The sequence below is a fragment of the Nonomuraea jiangxiensis genome (genome assembly GCF_900099965.1).
In the GTDB taxonomy this organism is placed as follows: Bacteria; Actinomycetota; Actinomycetes; order Streptosporangiales; family Streptosporangiaceae; genus Nonomuraea; species Nonomuraea jiangxiensis.
Window position 1 is genome coordinate 37,755 of the sequence record NZ_FNDJ01000047.1, and the last position, 19,561, is coordinate 57,315.

Genomic DNA, 19,561 nt, shown 5'->3' on the forward strand with positions numbered 1-19,561 from the left:
CTCCGTGATTTATAGCGAAATTAGACGAAATCTTTCAGACGGGCCGGGACCTGGCAAGATCCCACCCATGGATGTTCTCGACCGAGTCCGGGGCTGCCTTCTCGGCGGCGCGATCGGCGACGCCCTGGGCGCGCCGATCGAGTTCCTGTCGCTGCGGCAGATCCGCCGCGATCACGGCGAGCAGGGCCTTTCCGGATATGCCACGACCTGGCGGGGCCGGAGCGCCCTCGTCACTGACGACACCCAGATGACTCTGTTCACTCTGGAGGGTCTGCTCAACAGCCGCCCCACCCAAACCGGCGCGGCTCACCAGGACGGCGGCACGACGACTGCGGCGGTCCGGGAGGCGTACCTGCGCTGGCTGGACACCCAGGAGCACAGCGCTCCCCCGCCCGCCGACCGTCCCCACCGCACCGGGCGGCTGCGCGAGGAGGGCTGGCTGTACTCGCGGCGGGCGCCGGGCAACGCGTGCCTGTCGGGGCTGCGCCGGCCGTTCCCCGGACCGTCGCCGCTGGGCCGGCCGGGTCCGGTGAACCCCGACTCGAAGGGCTGCGGCACGGTGATGCGCTCGGCGCCGTTCGGCCTGGTGACGACGGACGCGCGGGCGGCGTTCGAGACGGCGGCGGCCTGCGCGCAGATCACGCACGGGCACCCGACCGGCTACCTGGCCGCCGGGGCGTTCGCGGCCGTCGTCGCCGGCCTGATGGCCGGTGCGGCCCTGGAACCCGCCGTCCTGCGGGCCCTGGAGCTGCTGGCCGCCTGCCCGGCGCACGAGGAGACCTCCACCGCCCTGGACGCCGCCGTGAAGCTGGCGGCGCAGGGCGCGCCCACGCCGGAGCGGGTCGAGTCCCTCGGCGGGGCCTGGGTGGCCGAGGAGGCGCTGGCCATCGGCGTCTACTGCGCCCTGGCCGAGCCCTCCGTCGAGCGGGCGCTGCTGCTGTCGGTGAACCATTCCGGGGACAGCGACTCGACCGGCTCGGTGTGCGGCAACCTCCTGGGCGCCCTGCACGGGGCCGCCGCCCTGCCCGCCGCCTGGCTCGCGCCGTTGGAGGGCCGCGAGACGATCGAGCGCCTGGCCGCCGAGCTGGCCTGACGCCACGGACGGTCCCGGGTCACGGGCCGTCATCGGCTGGAGATCGCATCGTTACGTGGCGTGGTCCCCGGTCGGAGGGGTGCCAGAGTCTAGGGTGGATGTGCTCCAGCCGATGAGAAGAGGGTGCATGCGAAACGTCGCTCGGACCTCGCTCGTTGACGCCGCCATCGACGAGCTCCGCCGGGAGATCGCCAACGGGGTGTGGCCGGTCGGCACGAAGATCCCGTCGGAGAGCCGGCTCGCGGAGAGCCTGGGCATGAGCAGGCTGTCCGTACGCGAGGCGGTGCGCGTCCTGGCCCACGCCGGCCTGCTGCACACCCGCCAGGGCGACGGCACCTACGTGACCGCCACCGACGAGTCCAGGGTCGCCCTGCGCAGGCGGCTCGACACGGCGGCCGCCATGGACATCGTCGACGTGCGCCGCGGGCTCGACCTCGTGGCCGCGCGGCTGGCGGCGGCCCGGCGCACCGAGGAGGACCTGGCGGCGCTGCGGGACACGCTGGCCCGCAGGGACGCGGCGGGGCGGGCGGGTGACCTCGACGGGTTCGCGGACGCCGACGTGGACTTCCACCTGCTGGTCGCCGACGCGGCGCACAACCCGCTGCTCGCCGACCTCTACCGCAGCATGAGCGACGCCCTGCGCGACGCCGTCCGCGACCAGGAGCAGGCGGCACTGGCCCCGGACAGCTCGCACGACGACCTGCTGCGCGCGATCGAGGACGGCGACGCGGCCCGGGCGGTCGCGGTGTCCATGGCCATCCTGGACCAGCAGCAGTTGGATCTCTGACCCCCACCCACCCGACCTCACCGACCATGGCCTGCCAAGGTCGCCCGGGATAGCCGGGGTGGTGCTTGCCGGGTCGTGCGGGGGGAGCCGGGGTGGGCCGCGACGCGGGCCGCTCGGGAAAGGGGGCGTCGCAGGCGCACCCCGGCAGTCCGGGAGCGGCGCGCCGGCCCCCGCGACGGCGCGCCGGGTCGTCTACCGCGAGCTGACGATCGTGTCCGCGGACTCGTCCACCGGCGGGTCCGGCTCGTCCTCCCCCCGGCGCGGCAGGCCCCGCGAGGTCAGCGCGGGCAGCAACCGCAGGGCCGCCACCGCGAGCAGCGCGCCACCGGCCACGGCGATCAGCAACGTGTACGCCGGCACCCCGCCGGAGTCCCGCCCCGCGTCACCGGCCGGGGCCTCGGCCTGGGGCGCGGGTGCCCCGCCCTGGACCGGCTGCCCCTGCGCCTGGGTCTGCGGCGCGGCCGTGGGGGTCGCCGCCCCCGCCGTGGCGGGCGCCTTGCCGGGAGGGAAACCCGGCGGGCGTACGGCACCCCAGTAGTCCTTCCCGTCCGCCGGGACGCCCATGACGATGTCCGGGCGCACCGGGTTGACCTTGAGGGCCCCGGGAACGGTGAGCGTGCCCACCTCGTACGGCTCGAAGATGCCCTGGATGCCCTCCACCTTCCACTCCCCGGCGGGCACGACCACCGACGTGGCGTAGTGGCCGGCCTCGGGCAGCGCCGTGCCGTCGAACGTCAGGCTCTTCCCGTCCTCCCCGGTGAGCCGCAGCGCGACAGGGCCGAGGTCCCCCTCGTACGGGTGGGACCCGTGCTGGAGCACCCAGAACCCCAGCGCGTACGACTTCCCGCCCTCGAACGCCCGCGGCGGCGGATCCATGTAGGTCACCGCCCAGTTGCCCATCGCGGCAGCGGGAACACCCCCGCCGACCAGCGCCATCACAGCGGCCGTCACTATGGCCAGAACAGCCGGAATCCTCTTCATCGGACCACCTCCGATGTAGATACACCGCCGATCCCACCCAGGTTCCCGGACGGCGACCGGTCAGCCGGCAGGGTTGCGGGCGCGGCCCAGAATGTGGGCCATGGCCGGTGCCGAGGGAGCCGCCCTGAAGGAGAAGCGCTCACACTCCTCGATCACCAGCCCGCTCTCGGTGATGGCCCGCTCGGTGTCCCGGTTGGGCCGGCAGTCCCCGGCCACCCGTCGCCACAACGGCGTGACCAGGTCTTGCGCCAGCCCGGCCAGCCGGTTCCGCGACCGTACGTGCTCGTAGAAGCGCAGCTCCCCACCGGCCTTCAGCACCCGCCGTACCTCGGCGAGCACCGCGCGCTGGTCCGGCACCGAACACAGCACCAGCGACACCACGGCGACGTCGAACCCGCCGTCCTCGCCCGGCAGTGCCCCGCCGTGCCCGGCCACCACCCGTACCGGCACCCGTGCCCCCGTCGCGGCCCGCTCAGCCAGGGCCCGCAGCCGGTCCTCGGGCTCGACGGCGACGACCTCGCGCACGCCGGGCGGGTAGTGCGCGAAGTTCATCCCGTTGCCCGCGCCGATCTCCACCACCCGGCCCGACAGCCCGGCCAGCAGCCGCCGCCGGTGCTCGGCGGTTCCCCTGAGCTCGGCCTGCACGCTCAGCCGCTCGTACATGCGGGCGAAGCGTGGGTGCTGGAATCCCGACAAGTCCGCCATAATTCGAGGCTACGGCCCGCCCCCACGCAAAGACGCCGCCGCCCGGCAGGTCATGCCGGACGACGGCGCCCCGCCCCGTGGAACGGCCGTCACGAAGCCCGGTTGTTCATGAGCTCCGAGATCTTCCACTGGCCGCCGTCCTGCATGAGCACGAACAGCTCGCGGTAGCTTTGCTGGCCCTGCTTGCTGGTCGCCCGTACGATGGCGTCCTCGGCGCCGGCCGCGCGGGTGTCCTCGATGGTGTGCGTGGCCTGCTTCATCTCGTTGCCCTGCAGCTGCTTCTGGTACAGGGTGCGGATCGCCTCGGGGCCCTTGGCCGTGGCCTGGCCGTTCAGTTCGACCACCGCGTTGTCGCTGAAGGAGTCGACGACCTTGTCCACGTCCCCGGCCTTAAGCGCATTGAAGTAGTCCTCGACGGCCGTGCGCGCGCCTTCCACGCCGGTCACCGTCGGCGAGGCGGTGCCGGTCTCCGTCATGCCCGGGGAGACTTCGCCCGGCTCCACGGTGCTCTCTCCCGTGGGCGGACTCGCCGCCCCCTTCATCGCCTGCTGGCTGCCCGCGGAGCAGCCCGCGACCAGGAGTGCTGGGACAATCGCGGCAAGCAGGAGCGCCTTGCGCTGGAAAATCTTGCTCATGGCCGCTTGATGCCCCACGCGGACTTGATCGAATGCGCGGTTTAGGCACTTCGCACGACGCCTTTACCTGGTTCGGGTATTACTCACGGTAACATTTCACTGTCGTTGGAGAGATCGTTCAGAGCCGCGATCGTTGTCCCCCCGAGACCAGCGCGCGAAGCGCCCGGGATAGCGTCCCAACACGTGCCTCGAACCCTCCATCCCGAGCCCTTGCCTCAGCGTGACGACGCCGAACGCTGCGACACCGTCGAGGACGGGAGGCGCTGCGTACTGCCGACAGCACACCAGAGCCCTCACGTCTATCCCCCCAGGGGTAACGGAGTGTGACCGCGAGCCGTCCCCGACCCCGCCTCCTGGGACCCTGACAGGGACGAGAGGCTCACCTCCACCCGCCCGTCGCGGACCCGCACCCGATAGACGGGCACCGACACCGCCTCCTCGTCCAGACACACGCCTGACACCAGGGAGAAGACCTGCTTGTGCAGCGGCGAGGCGACCGTCGGCTCGTCCTTCCTGGTGCCGACGATGCCACGGGAGAGCACGTAGGCCCCGCTGAACGGATCCCGGTTGCCCACCGCGTGCACCCCGCCGTCGTACGTGCGGAACAGCGCCACCTGCACCCCGTCGACCAGCGCGCACACGCCACGCTCCGGCAGCATGACCGTGTAGTCGCAGACCTGCGTCCAGCTCGTCCGGCGGCTCATCGGGCCATCACCGGCCTGATCTGGCCGCGCTCGCTGTCGAACACGATCGACGGGTCGGGCATGCCGGGCGCGTTCACGAAGCTGACGAACCTGCTCAGTTTCTCCGGGTCGTCCAGCGTGGCCTGCCACTCGTCGGCGTAGGTGGCGATGTGCTGCTCCATCTGCGCGTCCAGGTCGGCGCAGATCCCGAGCGAGTCGTCCATGATCACCTCGCGGAGGTAGTCGAGGCCGCCGTCCAGCGACTCCAGCCAGGCGGCGGTGCGCTGCAGCCGGTCGGCCGTGCGGATGTAGAACATCAGGAACCTGTCGATGGTCCTGACCAGCTCGTCCGTGCTCAGGTCGGTGGCCAGCAGGTCGGCGTGGCGGGGTCTGAAGCCGCCGTTGCCGCCGACGTAGAGGTTCCAGCCCTGCTCGGTGGCGATGACGCCGAAGTCCTTCGAGCGGGCCTCCGCGCACTCGCGGGCGCAGCCGGACACGGCCGACTTGAGCTTGTGGGGCGCGCGCAGGCCGCGGTAACGCAGCTCCAGCGCGACGGCCAGGCCGACCGAGTCCTGCACGCCGTAGCGGCACCAGGCCGAGCCGACGCAGGACTTCACCGTACGCAGGGCCTTGCCGTACGCGTGTCCCGACTCGAACCCGGCCGCCACCAGCCGCCGCCAGATCTGCGGGAGCTGCTCGACCCGGGCGCCGAACAGGTCGATGCGCTGCCCGCCGGTGATCTTGGTGTAGAGGCCGAAGTCGCGGGCCACCTCGCCGATCACGATCAGCTTGTCCGGCGTGATCTCGCCGCCGGGGATGCGCGGGACGACTGAGTAGGTGCCGTTCTTCTGCAGGTTGGCCAGGAAATGGTCGTTGGTGTCCTGCAGGGCGGCCCGCTCGCCGTCGAGCACGTGCCCGTTGTGCAGCGAGGCCAGGATCGAGGCCACCACCGGCTTGCAGATGTCGCAGCCCCGGCCCTGCCCGCGCCGGGAGATCAGCTCGGAGAACGTCGTGATGCCGCGTACCCGGACGATGTCGAACAGCTCGGCCCGCGAGTGCGCGAAGTGCTCGCACAGGCTCTTGCTGACCGCCACGCCGGACTTCTCCAGCAGTTGCTTGAGCAGCGGCACGCAGCTGCCGCAGGTCGTCCCGGCGCGGGTGCACGCCTTGATCCCCGGCACGTCGGTGACGCCCCGGTCGGCGACGGCGGCGCGGATCTCGCCCGCGCATACGTTGTTGCACGAGCACACCTGCGCCTCGTCGGGCAGGTCCAGCGCCGCCCCGGCCCCGCTGAACAGCAGGTCGGACGGCGCGGCGGGCAGCTCCTTGCCGACGAAGGGCCGCAGCGCCGCGTACGGGGCCGCGTCGCCCACGCAGATCCCGCCGAGCAGCGTCCGCGCGTCGTCGCTGACGAACAGCTTCTTGTAGACCCCGCCCACCGGGTCCATGTAGGTCACGTCGAGCGCCCCGGACATCGCTCCGAACTGCGCCACCTCCACGCCGAGCAGCTTGAGCTTCGTGGACATGTCCGCGCCGGTGAAGCTCGCCGAGCCCCCGGTGATCCGGTCGGCCGCCACCTCGGCCATCGTGTTGCACGGCCCGACCAGCCCGTAGATCATGCCCTCGACCAGCGCGCACTCGCCGATGGCGTAGATGGCGGGGTCGGAGGTGCGCATCGCGGGGTCCACCACGACGCCGCCCCGCTCGCCCACCGCCAGCCCCGCCTCCCTGGCCAGCTCGTCACGCGGCCTGATGCCCGCCGAGAACACCACGACCTGTGCGTCCAGCACCGTTCCGTCGGGTTTGCGCAGCCCGGTGACCCGGCCGCCGGAGTGCACGATCTCCCGTACGCCCGCGCCGGCGTGCACCCCCAGCCCGAGCCGCTCGATGTGCGACCTCAGCACCGCGCCGCCGCCCTCGTCCACCTGCCGCGGCATCAGCCAGGGGCTCATCTCCACGATGTGCGTCCGCAGCCCGAGCGAGCGCAGCGCGTCGGCGGCCTCCAGGCCGAGCAGCCCGCCGCCGACCACGACCCCCTCCGCGGCGTCCTTGGCGGCCACCCTGATCGCGTCCAGGTCCTCGATGGTCCGGTAGACGAAGGCGTGCTCGGCCCCGGGCACCGGCGGCACGAACGGCGCCGACCCGGTGGCCAGGACGAGCACGTCGTAGGGCACCCGGCCGGTGCCGGTGACCACCTGCCCGGCGGCCCGGTCGATCGCGGTGACCCGGCTGCCGAGCCTGGTGACGACCCCCGGGGGCACCGGGTAGGTGAGGTCCTCCGCGCTGGTGCCCGACAGGTACGAGGTCAGAGCGACCCGGTCGTAGGCCGGGCGCGGCTCCTCCCCGATCACGGTGATCCGCCCGTCGAAGCCCTTGCCCACGAGGGTCTCGACGAGCCGGTGAGCGGCCGGGCCGTACCCGGCGACGACGAGGTTCCTCATACCGATATCCCTTCCTGTTCGCGCAGCCACCCGACGATGCCCGCGACGGCGTCGCGGCAGGTACCGCAGCCGGTGGTGGCCCTGGTCGCGGCGGCCACCCCGGCCACGTCCCCGGCTCCGGCCTCCCAGCACTCCCTGATCTGGCCCTTGGTCACGTTGTTGCAGCGGCAGACCGTGGCCGCGTCCGGCATCAGCGTCGGGCTGTCGGCCACCGGCGCCGCCGACAGCCCGGGGAACAGCAGCCCCGCCCTGTCCCCGGGCACCGGGGCGCCGCGGTCGAAGAGCTGGGTGAGCGTGCCCACGGCGTCGCTCTCGCCCAGCAGGATCGCGCCGACCAGCCGGTCGTCGCGGATGACGAGCTTGCGGTAGGTGCCGCGGGCCCGGTGGCTGAAGCGCACCACCTCGGCGTGCTCCTCGGTGAGCTGGGTCTCGCCCATCGCGGCCAGCTCCACGCTCTGGGCCTTGAGCCTGGTGACGAGCCGGGAGCCGCGGTAGAGCGCCTTGCCGCCGGTGATGACCTCCGCGGCCACGGCGGCCTGCTCCCAGGCGGGGGCGACCAGGCCGTACACGGTGCCGTCGTGCTCGGCGCACTCGCCGACGGCGAAGATCGAGGGGTCGTCGGTACGCAGCTCGTCGTCCACCACCACGCCGCGCCGTACCTCCAGCCCGGCCCCGGCGGCCAGCGCCGTGACAGGGCGCACGCCGCAGGCCAGCACGACGAGGTCGGCCTCGACCAGCTCGCCGTCGTCGAGCCGGACGCCGTCCGCGTCCACCGAGGAGGCGCTGACGCCGGTGCGGGTCTCGACGCCGAGCCCGGCCAGCGTCTCGCCCAGCACCTCGCCCGCCTCGACGTCGAGCTGGCGCTCCATCAGGTGCCCGGCCAGGTGCAGCAGCGTGACGGGCAGGCCGCGCCCGGCCAGCCCGCGGGCTGCCTCGATACCGAGCAGCCCGCCGCCGATGACCACGGCCCGGCGCGCCCGCTCGGCGGCGGCCATGATGCGCTCGCAGTCGCCGAGCGTGCGGAACGGCACGGCCCGCCGCACGCCGGGGATCGGCGGCACGATCGCGTCGCTGCCGGTGGCCAGGACCAGCAGGTCGTACGGCTCGCGCCGGCCGTCCTCGGTCACCACCGTCCTGGCGTCCCGGTCGATCCAGGTGACCGCGCTGCCGAAGGCGGCCTCCACGTCGTGCGCGGCGTACCAGGAGGTGTCCAGCAGCCGCACCTGCTCCGGCCGGGAGCTGCCTGCCAGCACGTTGGACAGCAGCACCCGGTTGTACGGCGGGCACGGCTCGGCGCCGAACACGGTGATCCGCATTTGCGGGTCCCGCGCGCGTACCTCGCTGACCAGCCGCGACCCGGCCATCCCGTTCCCCACGACGACGAGTCTCATGAGTCCCTCTCCACCCTGACGGCGCAGACCTTGAACTCCGGCATCCTCGACACGGGGTCGAGCGCCGGGTTGGTGAGCCGGTTGGCGCCCTCCCAGTGGAAGGGCATGAACACCGTGTCCCGCCTGATCGCGTCGCTGATCCTGGCCACGGCCTTGCTCTGGCCCCGCCTGCTGGTGACGCGCACCATGTCGCCGGCCGCGATGCCCAGCCGCTCGGCGAGGTCCGGGTGCAGCTCCACGTACGGTTCCGGGGCGGCCCGCACCAGCGGGGCGATCCTGCGCGTCTGGGCGCCGCTCTGGTAGTGCGCGAGCACCCGCCCGGTGCTCAGGTGGACGGGGTAGTCCGCGTCGGTCTCCTCGGCCGGGGGCCGGTGCTGGACGGGCACGAACCTGGCGCGGCCGTCCGGGGTGGCGAAGGAGTCCAGGAACGGGCGCGGCGTGCCGGGGTGCCCGGGTGCCGGGCAGGGCCAGAACACGCCGGTCTCGGCCACGATGCGCTCGTAGGTGATGCCGGAGTAGTCGGCGGGGCCGCCCGCGCCGGCCCGGCGCAGCTCGTCGAACACCTCGGCGGGATCGGTGGCGAACTCAGGGGCGAACTCGGTGGCGGACTCGGAGCGGGGCCCGAGCCGCCGGGCCAGGGCGGCGATGACCTCCAGGTCGCTCCGGACGCCCGCGGGCGGCGGCACGGCGCGCCGGCGGAGCAGGACGCGGCCTTCGAGGTTCGTCATGGTGCCGGTCTCCTCCGCCCACTGCGTCACCGGGAACACCACGTCGGCCAGCGCGGCCGTCTCCGACAGGACGACGTCGCAGGTCACGAGCAGGTCGAGGGCGCCGAGGCGGGCGGCGACGTGCTCGGAGGCGGGCGCGGAGACGACCGGGTTCGACCCGAACAGCAGCAGCGCCCTGGGCCCGTCCGGGGTGCCGAGCGCGTCGAGCAGCTCGTACGCCGACCGCCCGGGCCCGGGGATGTCCGCGGCCGGGATCCCCCAGACGGCCGCGACGTGCTCCCGCGCCGCCGGGTCGTCGATCTTGCGGTACCCCGGGAGCTGGTCGGCCTTCTGCCCGTGCTCTCTGCCGCCCTGCCCGTTGCCCTGCCCGGTCAGGCACCCGTACCCGGAGCCCATCCGGCCGGGCAGGCCGAGCGCGAGCGCCAGGTTGATGAACGCGGTGACGGTGTCGGTGCCCTTGGCGTGCTGCTCGGCGCCGCGCCCGGTCAGCACGTACGCGTTGCGGGCCGCGGCCAGCGCCCGGACCGCCTGGCGCATCTGGTGCACGGGCACCCCGGTGATCCGCTCGACCCGCTCGGGCCACCAGGAGGCCAGCGAGGTGCGTACGTCGTCGAACCCGACGGTGCGGGCGGCCACGTACGCCTCGTCCACCAGCTCCTCCGCGACGGCCAGGTGCGCCAGCCCGAGCGCCAGCGCCAGGTCCGTGCCGGGCGTCGGCTGCAGGTGCAGCCAGGCCAGCCGGGCCGTCTGGGTGCGCCGCGGATCGACCACGATCAGCCGCGGGCCGGTCAGGTGCCGCACCAGCGGTGGCATGGTCTCGGCCACGTTCGCCCCGGCCAGCAGCACCACGTCGGCGTCGTCCAGGTCGGTGACCGGGAACGGCAACCCGCGGTCCATGCCGAACGCCCTGATCGAGGCGGCGGCGGCCGAGGACATGCAGAAGCGGCCGTTGTAGTCGATCTGGCTGGTGCCGAGCGCGACCCTGGCGAACTTGCCGAGCTGGTAGGCCTTCTCGTTGGTCAGCCCTCCCCCGCCGAACACCGCCACGGCGTCCGGGCCGTGCTCGGCGCGGATGGCGGCCAGCCGGGCGGCCACGTGGTCGAGCGCGACCTCCCACTCCACGGGCTCGCCGTGGAGCAGCGGGGTGGTCAGCCGCGCCCCGTTGACCAGCAGCTCGCCCGCCGTCCAGCCCTTCTGGCACAGTGCGCCCGAGGCGTTGGCCGGGATGTCGGTCCGCGGGCTGACGACCAGCTCGGGGCCGATCTCCATGCCGCACTGCAGGGCGCAGTACGGGCAGTGGGTGGCCGTCACGTCAGACCCTGGCATGGGCGAGGCTGGCGACGACCGACACGCCGACCCTGCGGGTGTAGCACCACCAGGTCAGCGCGAAACAGGCGAGGTAGAACAGGGCGAAGGCGAGGAAGGCGGGGGCCGGGGTGCCGGCCGCGGCGAACGACATGCCGAACGCCCGGTTGATGAGGAACCCGCCGAGCGCCCCGACCGCCGAGATGATCCCGATCGCGGCCGCGGCCTGCCTCCTGCCATGCAGCAGGGCCTCCTCGCCCGCGCCCCGCTCGGCCACGGCCTTGGCCTGGAAGATCGCCGGGATCATCCGGTAGGTGGACCCGTTCCCGATCCCGGCGGTCAGGAACAGCAGCTGGAAGGCCAGGAAGAAGAGCCAGAACCCGCCAGAGCCGGCGGCCGCCCACACCAGCAGCACGCCGCCGCCCATCGCGGCGAAGTTCCACAGGGTGACCGGCGCGCCGCCGAGCCGGTCGGCGAGCCACCCGCCCACCGGCCTGATGAGCGACCCGAGCAGCGGCCCGGCGAAGGCCACCGCCGCGTACGGCGACCCCGGGAACAGGTTGTGGCTCAGCAGCGGGAAGGCCGTCGAGTAGCCGATGAACGAGCCGAACGTGCCGACGTACAGGAACGACATGATCCAGGTCTGCGCCCGGCCCGCCACCGCCAGCTGCTCGCGCGGATCGGCCTTGGCGCTGGTCAGGTTGTCCATGAAGAACCAGGCGCAGACGGCGGCCAGCACGATGAACGGGATCCAGAACCACCCGGCCGCGGCCAGGCCGAGCGAGCCGATCACCAGCGGCAGGACGAGCTGGACGGAGGAGACGCCGATGTTGCCGCCCGCGGCGTTCAGCCCCAGCGCGATCCCCTGCTTGGCGCGGGGGTAGAAGTAGGTGATGTTGGCCATGCTGGAGGCGAAGTTCCCGCCGCCCACCCCGGCCAGCGCCGCGATCACCAGGAACAGCCAGTACGGCGTGCCGGGATCACGCACCGCCACGCCCAGCAGCACGGCGGGGACCAGCAGCAGCAGCGCGCTGGCCACGGTGAAGTTGCGCCCGCCGTACCTGGCCGGGCCGAACGTGTAGGGCACCCGGAGCACCGAGCCGATCAGGTTGGGCAGCGCCACCAGCCAGAAGAGCTGGTCGGTGGTGAACTCGTAGTCCCCCATCCGGGTCGCCACGATGCTCCACAACGTCCAGACGGTGAAGCCCAGATGCTCGGCGGCGATCGACCAGATCAGGTTGCGGCGCGCCACGCGCTTGCCGGAACTTTCCCAGAATGCGGGGTCATCGGGGTGCCACTCGGCGATCCAGCGCGCCATCGACCTCTCCTACGCTCGGCGTCCGGAGACTCCAACGTAGGAAGGGCGCGTTACGCACGATGACCGTACGTGGCCGTGAGTGCGTTACGGGTGCATCACCACGGTAACAAGCCACGCACATGTGTCACGGCGGAAACATGCCGGAAATGATCGCTTACTCGCCACCCTCCCGGGTAACTGCACTCACAGCAAGGGGGGAAAAATGATCAAGAAGCTGCACCAGATGGGCCTCCGGTCGGGCCACATGTACACCGCGGGGGCGGTATCCATCGGCCTGTCCTTCGCGTCCTGGCTGATGTCCAACAGCCTGGAGGCCAAGGGCATCGACCGGGCCGACCGCTGGGGGATCTTCATCGGCGAGTGGGCTCCGACCTTCGTCGCGCTGGGAGTGGCCCTGCGCATGGAGGAGACCCACCATGACCTCGAAGAGTCCGAGATGAAGATGTACGACAAGGCCGAGCGCCGGCGGGCCGACGCTCACGCGAAGGTCTGACACGTTCGTCGCGCGGGTCACGCCACGCCGCGTGACCCGCGTGGCCCGCCCCTCCGAGCTTCCCGGGTCAGTCCCTGCGGCCCGCCAGGCGTTGGAGCGGCTCGTCGGTCAGCCGGTATTTCAGCCACTCGTCCAGGCGCACCGCACCAAGCTTCTCGTAGAACTCGATGCTGGGCTCGTTCCAGTCGAGCACCGCCCATTCCAGGCGCTGGTATCCGCGCCGCTCGCAGATCGCGGCCAGCTCCCTCATCAGCGCCAGGCCGTGGCCGCCGCCGCGGTGCTGGGGGCGTACGTACAGGTCCTCCAGGTAGATGCCGGGCACGCCCCGCCAGGTGGAGAAGGTCAGGAACCACAGCGTGAACCCGACCACCTCGCCGTCCTGCTCGGCGAGGTGGACGAAGGCGGCGGGGTGCTCGCCGAAGAGCGCCTCGCGCAGCTGCTCCTCGGTGGCGCGCACCTCGTGCGCGGCCTTCTCGTACGTGGCCAGCTCGCGGATCATGTCAAGGATCGCGGGCACGTCGTCGGATGTCGCGGGACGAATCATGGCCAACAGCGTAGCGATCCGGCCCAGGAGCCCCGTTCCAGGTAGGAATCTTCCTAGAACGGTATTCGGGGGACCGTGGGGACGCTCATCAAAGGTGACCGACCCGGGGGGGAGCGGAAACGTGGGCGTTGTACAGGAGCGGAGGGTGTTCCCGCCCTCATGCCCGGATCACAAGCTGACGCTCGTCATGGGCGAGCGGGCGCTGTATGTCAACGGCGACCTGCAGACGGCACGGCGCTGGTTCGACGCGGCCTACCGGCAGGCCGCGCTGCGCGGCGACCCGCCCGCGCTGGCCCGGGCCGCGCTGGGGCTGGGCGGCGTGTGGGTGCACGAGCACCGTACGTGCGCCGAGGCGGAGATGGTGCGCTCCCGCCAGCGGCGCGCTCTGTCGATGATCGACCCCTGGTCGCCGCTGTCGCTGCGGCTGCACATCCGGATGCGGGGTGAGCAGGACTACCGCGCGGGCCGGCACGACACGATCATGCGGTTCCTGGTTCAGGCCAGGGTCTCCGGCGACGCGACCGCGGTGGCCGAGGCGCTCAACCTGGCACACCACTGCCTGCTGGGCCCCGAGCACGCGGCGATCCGGATGGAGCTGTCCGGGGAGCTCATCGGGCAGGCGGCGGTCACGGACCGGCGGGCCGACCTGCTGATGGGGCTGATGTGGCGCACGGTGAACCTGCTCATGGCCGCCGACCCGCATGCCGAGCGCTGCCTGGAGGAGCTGCGCGGCCTGCTGGCGCAGCAGCCCTACCTCGCGGTCGGCTACGTGGTCAACGCCATCGAGGTGATGCTGAGCATCCGGGCGGGCCGCTTCGAGGCGGCGGAGAAACTGGCCGGCGAGTGCTTCGAGCGCGGCGTCGCGGCCGGCGACGTGGACGCGACCGGCTGGTACGGCGGCCAGCTCGGCGCCATCCGCTGGTACCAGGGCCGCGCGGGCGAGCTGCTGCCCCACCTGTCGGACCTGGTCAGCTCCCCCACGCTGAGCGCGATCGACAACTTCCCGCTGGCGGGGCTGGCGCTGGTCGCGGCCATCACGGGTGAGCGGCGGACGGCGGCCGGCCACCTGGCCCGGCTGCGCGGCCGGGACCTGGCCGACCTGCCCAGATCGAGCACCTGGCTGGCCACGATGTACTGCGTGGTGGAGACGGCCCACCTGTTGCAGGACGCCGAGACGGCGGCGCGGGCGTACACGTTGCTGAGCCCGTACGCGGGGCTGCCGGTGCTCGCCAGCCTCGGCGTGGCCTGCTTCGGGTCGGTGCGGCACTCGCTGGGCATGGCCGCGCTCACCCTCGGCGACCTGGACCTGGCCGTGGAGCACCTGCGTGCGGCCGTGCACGCGAACCTGGCCCTGGGGCACTGGCCGGCCGCGGCCCTGTCGCGGTGCCGGCTCGGGCAGGCGCTGGCACTGCGTGACGGCCCGCACGACGCGGCGGCGCGCCGGGAGCAGGCCACCGCCGCGGCGGAGGCCAGGGAGCTGGGCATGACGCTGCCCGGGGTGGTCGGGCGGGCCGCCAAGGGGCACGAAACCTGCCGTTTCCGCAGGCACGGGCGGCACTGGCAGGTCGAGCTGGGCGGGCGGCTGGCGCTGGTCGAGCACAGCGTGGGCATGGCCCACCTGGCCGTGCTGATCGCCAACCCCGGCCGGGAGATCCTGGCCGCCGACCTGGCGGCCGGAACGTGGACGCGGGCGAGCGAGGCCGTGGCGGCGGCCCAGCCGATGCTGGACGACCAGGCGATGGACACCTACCGGCAGCGCCTGGCCCAGTTACAGGCCGAGATCGACGAGTTCGAGTCGATGTACGACCTGGAGCGGGCGGCGGCGCTGCGGCTGGAGCGGGAGTGGCTGGTTTCCGAGCTGACCGCGGCGACGGGGATCGGCGGGCGGGCGCGGTCGTTCACGGGCAGCGAGGAACGCGCCAGAATCGCCGTCGGCAAGGCCATCAGGCGGGCGCTGTCCCGCATCTCGGCGGTGGACCCGGCGATGGGCGAGGAACTGCGCGCGGCCGTGCAGACCGGGCTGCGCTGCTGTTACCGGCCGTACTGAGGACGGACGGAACGAAGTGTCACGCCTCAGGAGAGGAGTCCGCACCGCACCGACGACGAGAAACCCTCGTTATGCGCGGCCCTGGCATTCGCGGTCGTGCCGGCTCCTGGGCGCGGGCACCGGCGCGGCCGTCCACGCTGCTGCTCCCGGCGGAGCCAGGGGCGTGCTGCCGGCCGGCGCGCCTCCCCCTCTCACCTGGCCCGGGAGGGGCCCGCGTGCACGATGACCTGCCGCGGTCCGCGACACTAGGGCGGTATCCCTTTTGCAAAACAGGAAGGTTGGCTCCCCCATGGAACACCGCGTGTTGGGACGTACCGGACGCCAGGTCGGCGTGGTCGGCCTGGGCGCCTGGCAGCTCGGCGCCGACTGGGGCCAGGTGAGCGAGGACGAGGCCGTCGCCACCCTCCAGGCAGCCGTGGACGCGGGCGTCACCTTCATCGACACGGCCGACGTCTACGGCGACGGGCGCAGCGAGCAGATCGTCGGCCGCTTCACCAAGGGCCGTTCCGGCCTGACCGTGGCCACCAAGATGGGCCGCCGGATGGCGCAGGTCCCGTCGAACTACGTGATGTCCAACTTCCGCGCCTGGAACGAACGCTCCCGCCAGAACCTCGGCGTGGACACCATCGACCTGGTCCAGCTCCACTGCCCGCCGACGCCGGTCTACTCGGAGGACGCCGTCTACGACGCCCTCGACACCCTCGTGGCCGAGAAGAAGATCGCCGCGTACGGGGTCAGCGTCGAGACGTGCGAGGAGGCGCTGACCGCCATCGCCCGGCCGGGGGTGGCGACCGTGCAGATCATCCTCAACGCGTTCCGGCTCAAGCCCCTGGAGCAGGTCCTCCCGGCCGCCCGCGCGGCCGGCGTGGGCATCATCGCCCGCGTACCCCTGGCCAGCGGCCTGCTCACGGGCCGGTACGACGAGCACACGACGTTCGCCGACGACGACCACCGCACCTACAACAGGAAGGGCGAGGCGTTCGACGTCGGCGAGACCTTCTCGGGCGTCGACTACGCCACCGGGCTGGAGGCGGTCCGCCGGCTAGCGCCCCTGGTGCCCGCCGGGGCGGTCATGCCCCAGTTCGCCCTGCGCTGGATCCTGGACCAGGAAGGCGTCTCGGTCGTCATCCCTGGCGCCCGCAACCCGTCCCAGGCCGCCTCGAACGCGGCCGCGGCCGCCCTGCCCCCGCTGTCCGCCGAGGTCGCCGCGCAGGTGGCGGCCGTCTACGACGAGCTGATCCGCCCGCAGATCCACCATCGCTGGTAGCGGCCACACCCGATCGCGGCCTCTCGGCCGGTGACGTCCGCTCGCCACCGCCGAGGGGCCACGACCCGCCGCGCCCTGGCCACTGCCGTCACCATCGTCTGCACGCGGGCCCTGCTGCCGCTGCCGGCCCACGCGACGTCCTCCGCTTCTGCGAAGACGTACCTCACCCTGTTCTCGGACACCGCCTTCTCGCGGCCGGCCACCACCGTCGACTACGACACCTGCGAACACTTCATCGGCACAGTCCCGGGCTTCACCGTCGGCTCCTTCGACAACCGCCCGCCCGCCGGATGCGAGGTCATCCTGCACACCACCGCCGGTGACCTGCACCTTTGCGTCGGCCTCGACATAGGCGAACCGGCCTACCGCCGGGTCCTGCTGTACACGATCCACGAGGCCCAGAGCGCGCCCTGCCGCCGGCCCATCCGGCCATGGGCCACAACCCGCACGGGCCTCAGCGTCCTGCGGAGTCAGCAAGAAAGCACAGGTCCGGTCATGCCCCGGCCACCTGCGCCGGGCCCCGCCGAGGGCTTGGCCGCCAAGACGTGGCCATGCGGAGTCTGCTCCCCCGCCTCCGGCGCCCGTACGATCATCCCGGTCAGCTCGAATCCGGCGCCTCGCAGCAGTTCGGCGACCTCGTCCGGCCGCTGCCGATACCAGTCGAGGCAGACGGGCGTCCCCCACGCCTCGTCCCGGTGCCGGTGCTCGTCCCCGACCTGGAAGCCCAGCATCACCTGCCCGCCCGGCGCCAGCACCCGATGGAACTCGGCGAACACCTCGGGCCGCAGCTCCCACGGAACATGGATGATCGAGTAACTGGCGACCAGCCCGCCGAGCACCCCGTCCGCGAGATCCAGGGCGAGCATCGACCCCACCTCGAACCGCAGCTCCGGGTAGGCCAGCCGCGCCTGCGCGACCATCCCTGGCGACAGATCGATCCCGAAGGCGTCCAGCCCCAGCCGGTGCAGCACGTCCGTCAGCCATCCGGTCCCGCAGCCCACGTCGGCGACCGGCCCGTTCCCGCCCGCCCGCACCAGCTCGGCGAACGCGGCGAACAGGGCGCGATCGAGCGGCCGCTTCCGCGGATCGCGAGCCGGGTCGAACCTGTCGAGGTAACCGGATGCCAGGGCGTCATAGGAGTCCCGGGTCGCGGCGATGAAGGATGCGTCGGCCATGCCCCCACAGGCTAGGCGATCCCCGCCGACCCAGCCGGATCGGCCCGCGATCGCGTGCGCTTGGTCAGATCGCGCGGTTAGGTCGAAGCTCGGTTCAGCGCAGCTCGCACAGCTTGCCGTAGCGCGAAGCCGCATAGCCGGGCAAGTCACGGAGAACGCGAAGCGACATATCCTTCGCCCGTGGGACTGCGGTTCAAGACGCGCGAGTCGGACTCGGCGTGGGTCGACATGGTGTGGACATGCACGAGCGAGCAGGTCACTGCGATGACGTCCGTCGCAGGGGTGCGTTGGGGCCTGGTGTTCTGGGAACACGCCGGCCGGGCGTACGCGGGCATCACCGGTCCCGAGACCCGGACCGGCACGGCGCCGGTGCCGGAGGGCGCGACCTTTACGGGCATCGAGTTCGCCGTGGGCACCTCGTTGCGGGCCGTGCCCACGCCGGCGCTGGTCGACGGGGGCATCGTGCTCCCCGACACCACGCGCCGGACGTTCCGGCTGGACGGCACGCGCTGGGAGACGCCCGGCCCCGACGACGCCGAGGCTCTGGTCGAACGTCTCGTCCGGGCCGGGATCGTGGTCCGTGACCTGCTCGTCACCGACGTGGTGCGGGGTCACCGCCCGGTCGTCTCGGGGCGCACGGTCGAACGCCGGTTCCGCGCCGCGACCGGACTGACGCGGGGCGCGGTCCGGCAGATCGAGCGGGCCCGCACGGCGGCGCAGCTGCTGGCTGCCGGCGACGCGGCCACCGACGTCGTCGCCAAGCTCGGCTACTGCGACGAGCCGCACCTGGCCCGGGCATTGCGCTCCTACGTCGGACGCACCGTCAGGCAGCTGCGCGAGGGTGCCGGCGGCGCGATCGCCCTTGACCTGGATCAGCGCCTGACGTCGTAGACCAGCTTCAGGATCCCGTTCGAGTAGCTCTCCGATTCCCGCAGGGTCAGCATGTGCTTGTCCCGGTCGGCCCGGCCGAACAGGCTCTTCCCGGCACCGAGCAGCACGGGAAAGACAAGCAGGTTGTACTGGTCGATCAGCCCCGCGTCCGACAGCCGCTGGGCCAGCTCCGCGCTCCCGTGGATGAAGATCGCACCGCCCTCACCCTCCTTGAGCGCCGCGACGTCCTCGGTCGAGCGCAGGATCGTGATCGGCCCCCATCCGTCGACGATGGCGTCGTCGGACAGCGTGGCCGACACGACATACTTGGGCAGTTCCTTGTAGGCGGCGTGGTCCTCCGAGCCGGGCCAGACCCCCGCGAACGCCTCGTAACTGCGACGGCCGAACATCAGCGCCGTCGTGTCGGTGAGCTCCTCAGCCTTCAGCGACCAGGCTTCGGGGACGAAGTCGAGGTCCTTGACCACCCACCCGCCGCTGCGGTGTTCTTCCCCCGGCCCGCCGCCAGGTGAGTCCACGACGCCGTCAAGCGACATGAAACCGGTGTAGACCAAGTTACGCACTGTGCCGTCTCCTCATGCTCGGGCGAATTGCCGGATCCACGCTAGATCACGGCCGCGGTAACTGTCTTGAACGGAAACGACAGCGGGTCCAAAACAGGCCGGCCGTGTCGGTGACGATGAACCGCTTGCGTGCGTTGATCTTCTTGCTGTTATGCCTGGACCGGCATAAGAATAATTATCTGGGGTTGGATGTTATGCCGGGCTGGGTGGATCAGGGCTGGCCAGCGAAGGTCTGACAGCGTGGCCGCCAGAGATAATTACAGGTTTTCCAGGAAGGCGAGCAGGCTGTCGCCGGGGCGGTAGCGCCGGGTTCCGACGCCAGGAGGTGCGGTGCGGGCCAGGGCCTTCTCCTTGGTGGCCAGGTCGGCGTGGAGGTAGATGTCGGTGGCCTTTGTGCTGGTGTGGCCGAGCCAGAGCGCGATGGTGGAGGTGTCGACGCCGGCGTGCAGCAGCGCCATTGCCGCGGTGTGTCGCAGGGTGTGCGGGGTGACGTTCTTGGATGCGAGGGTCGTGCAGG

18 protein-coding genes are annotated in these 19,561 nt (G+C 72.2%); 6 read left to right on the top strand and 12 right to left on the bottom strand.

What is annotated here, in order from left to right; translation table 11 throughout:
- Positions 1 to 67: 67 nt before the first annotated feature.
- Both BLS95_RS51330 and BLS95_RS51335 read left to right on the top strand, forming a co-directional pair.
- Positions 68 to 1,093, top strand: a complete 1,026-nt coding sequence (locus BLS95_RS51330) for an ADP-ribosylglycohydrolase family protein (protein ID WP_090946935.1) — start codon at positions 68 to 70, stop codon at positions 1,091 to 1,093.
- A 127-nt stretch (positions 1,094 to 1,220) separates the two neighbouring features.
- The gene (locus tag BLS95_RS51335; protein WP_090946936.1) at positions 1,221 to 1,880 is read left to right on the top strand and encodes a FadR/GntR family transcriptional regulator; all 660 of its coding nucleotides are present in this window, start codon (positions 1,221 to 1,223) and stop codon (positions 1,878 to 1,880) included.
- Positions 1,881 to 2,072: 192 nt separating this feature from the next.
- Here the strand turns inward: BLS95_RS51335 and BLS95_RS51340 are convergent, their stop codons facing one another.
- The 8 genes from BLS95_RS51340 to BLS95_RS51375 form a co-directional block, all read right to left on the bottom strand.
- The gene (locus tag BLS95_RS51340) at positions 2,073 to 2,861 is read right to left on the bottom strand and encodes a hypothetical protein (protein ID WP_143044271.1); all 789 of its coding nucleotides are present in this window, start codon (positions 2,859 to 2,861) and stop codon (positions 2,073 to 2,075) included.
- A gap of 60 nt (positions 2,862 to 2,921) precedes the next feature.
- Positions 2,922 to 3,566 (bottom strand): class I SAM-dependent methyltransferase, encoded by a 645-nt coding sequence (locus tag BLS95_RS51345; protein ID WP_090946938.1) that lies wholly within the window; start codon positions 3,564 to 3,566, stop codon positions 2,922 to 2,924.
- A gap of 89 nt (positions 3,567 to 3,655) precedes the next feature.
- Entirely contained in the window at positions 3,656 to 4,201 is a 546-nt protein-coding gene (locus BLS95_RS51350; protein ID WP_090946939.1) for a YybH family protein, read from the bottom strand.
- 299 nt (positions 4,202 to 4,500) lie between these two features.
- Entirely contained in the window at positions 4,501 to 4,905 is a 405-nt protein-coding gene (nirD, locus tag BLS95_RS51355) for a nitrite reductase small subunit NirD (protein ID WP_090946940.1), read from the bottom strand.
- The gene (gene nirB / locus BLS95_RS51360) at positions 4,902 to 7,325 is read right to left on the bottom strand and encodes a nitrite reductase large subunit NirB (RefSeq protein WP_090946941.1); all 2,424 of its coding nucleotides are present in this window, start codon (positions 7,323 to 7,325) and stop codon (positions 4,902 to 4,904) included. The genes nirD and nirB overlap by 4 nt, the downstream gene beginning before the upstream one ends.
- Positions 7,322 to 8,716: an FAD-dependent oxidoreductase gene (locus tag BLS95_RS51365; protein ID WP_090946942.1), complete on the bottom strand. Its 1,395-nt coding sequence runs from the start codon at positions 8,714 to 8,716 to the stop codon at positions 7,322 to 7,324. Before BLS95_RS51365 ends, nirB begins: the two co-directional genes overlap by 4 nt.
- Complete coding sequence (locus tag BLS95_RS51370; RefSeq protein ID WP_090946943.1) at positions 8,713 to 10,770, bottom strand: molybdopterin oxidoreductase family protein; 2,058 nt, start codon at positions 10,768 to 10,770, stop codon at positions 8,713 to 8,715. The genes BLS95_RS51365 and BLS95_RS51370 overlap by 4 nt, the downstream gene beginning before the upstream one ends.
- Positions 10,757 to 12,067, bottom strand: coding sequence for an MFS transporter (locus tag BLS95_RS51375; protein ID WP_090946944.1), 1,311 nt, complete (start codon positions 12,065 to 12,067; stop codon positions 10,757 to 10,759). The genes BLS95_RS51370 and BLS95_RS51375 overlap by 14 nt, the downstream gene beginning before the upstream one ends.
- A 202-nt stretch (positions 12,068 to 12,269) precedes the next feature.
- Here BLS95_RS51375 and BLS95_RS51380 point away from each other — a divergent pair, with 202 nt between their 5' ends.
- Positions 12,270 to 12,560, top strand: coding sequence for a hypothetical protein (locus tag BLS95_RS51380; protein ID WP_090946945.1), 291 nt, complete (start codon positions 12,270 to 12,272; stop codon positions 12,558 to 12,560).
- A 67-nt stretch (positions 12,561 to 12,627) separates the two neighbouring features.
- Here the strand turns inward: BLS95_RS51380 and BLS95_RS51385 are convergent, their stop codons facing one another.
- Entirely contained in the window at positions 12,628 to 13,104 is a 477-nt protein-coding gene (locus tag BLS95_RS51385; RefSeq protein ID WP_090946946.1) for a GNAT family N-acetyltransferase, read from the bottom strand.
- Positions 13,105 to 13,225: 121 nt separating this feature from the next.
- On the opposite strand from BLS95_RS51385, the gene BLS95_RS51390 reads away from it, so the two are divergent.
- Together BLS95_RS51390 and BLS95_RS51395 are read left to right on the top strand one after the other, a co-directional pair.
- Positions 13,226 to 15,151 carry a hypothetical protein gene (locus BLS95_RS51390; protein ID WP_245765788.1) on the top strand — a complete coding sequence of 642 codons (1,926 nt, stop codon included), beginning with the start codon at positions 13,226 to 13,228 and terminating at the stop codon, positions 15,149 to 15,151.
- Positions 15,152 to 15,440: 289 nt separating this feature from the next.
- Positions 15,441 to 16,418, top strand: coding sequence for an aldo/keto reductase (locus BLS95_RS51395; protein WP_090946947.1), 978 nt, complete (start codon positions 15,441 to 15,443; stop codon positions 16,416 to 16,418).
- A gap of 470 nt (positions 16,419 to 16,888) precedes the next feature.
- On the opposite strand, the gene BLS95_RS51400 is transcribed toward BLS95_RS51395, so the two are convergent.
- Positions 16,889 to 17,593, bottom strand: coding sequence for a class I SAM-dependent methyltransferase (locus BLS95_RS51400; RefSeq protein WP_090946948.1), 705 nt, complete (start codon positions 17,591 to 17,593; stop codon positions 16,889 to 16,891).
- 180 nt (positions 17,594 to 17,773) lie between these two features.
- Here BLS95_RS51400 and BLS95_RS51405 point away from each other — a divergent pair, with 180 nt between their 5' ends.
- Positions 17,774 to 18,484, top strand: a complete 711-nt coding sequence (locus BLS95_RS51405; protein WP_090946949.1) for a helix-turn-helix domain-containing protein — start codon at positions 17,774 to 17,776, stop codon at positions 18,482 to 18,484.
- On the opposite strand, the gene BLS95_RS51410 is transcribed toward BLS95_RS51405, so the two are convergent.
- Entirely contained in the window at positions 18,466 to 19,044 is a 579-nt protein-coding gene (locus tag BLS95_RS51410) for a dihydrofolate reductase family protein (protein ID WP_090946950.1), read from the bottom strand. The genes BLS95_RS51405 and BLS95_RS51410 overlap by 19 nt on opposite strands.
- 257 nt (positions 19,045 to 19,301) lie before the next feature.
- Positions 19,302 to 19,561: tyrosine-type recombinase/integrase (locus BLS95_RS51415; protein ID WP_176993869.1), on the bottom strand; the 260-nt coding region annotated here is incomplete at its 5' end.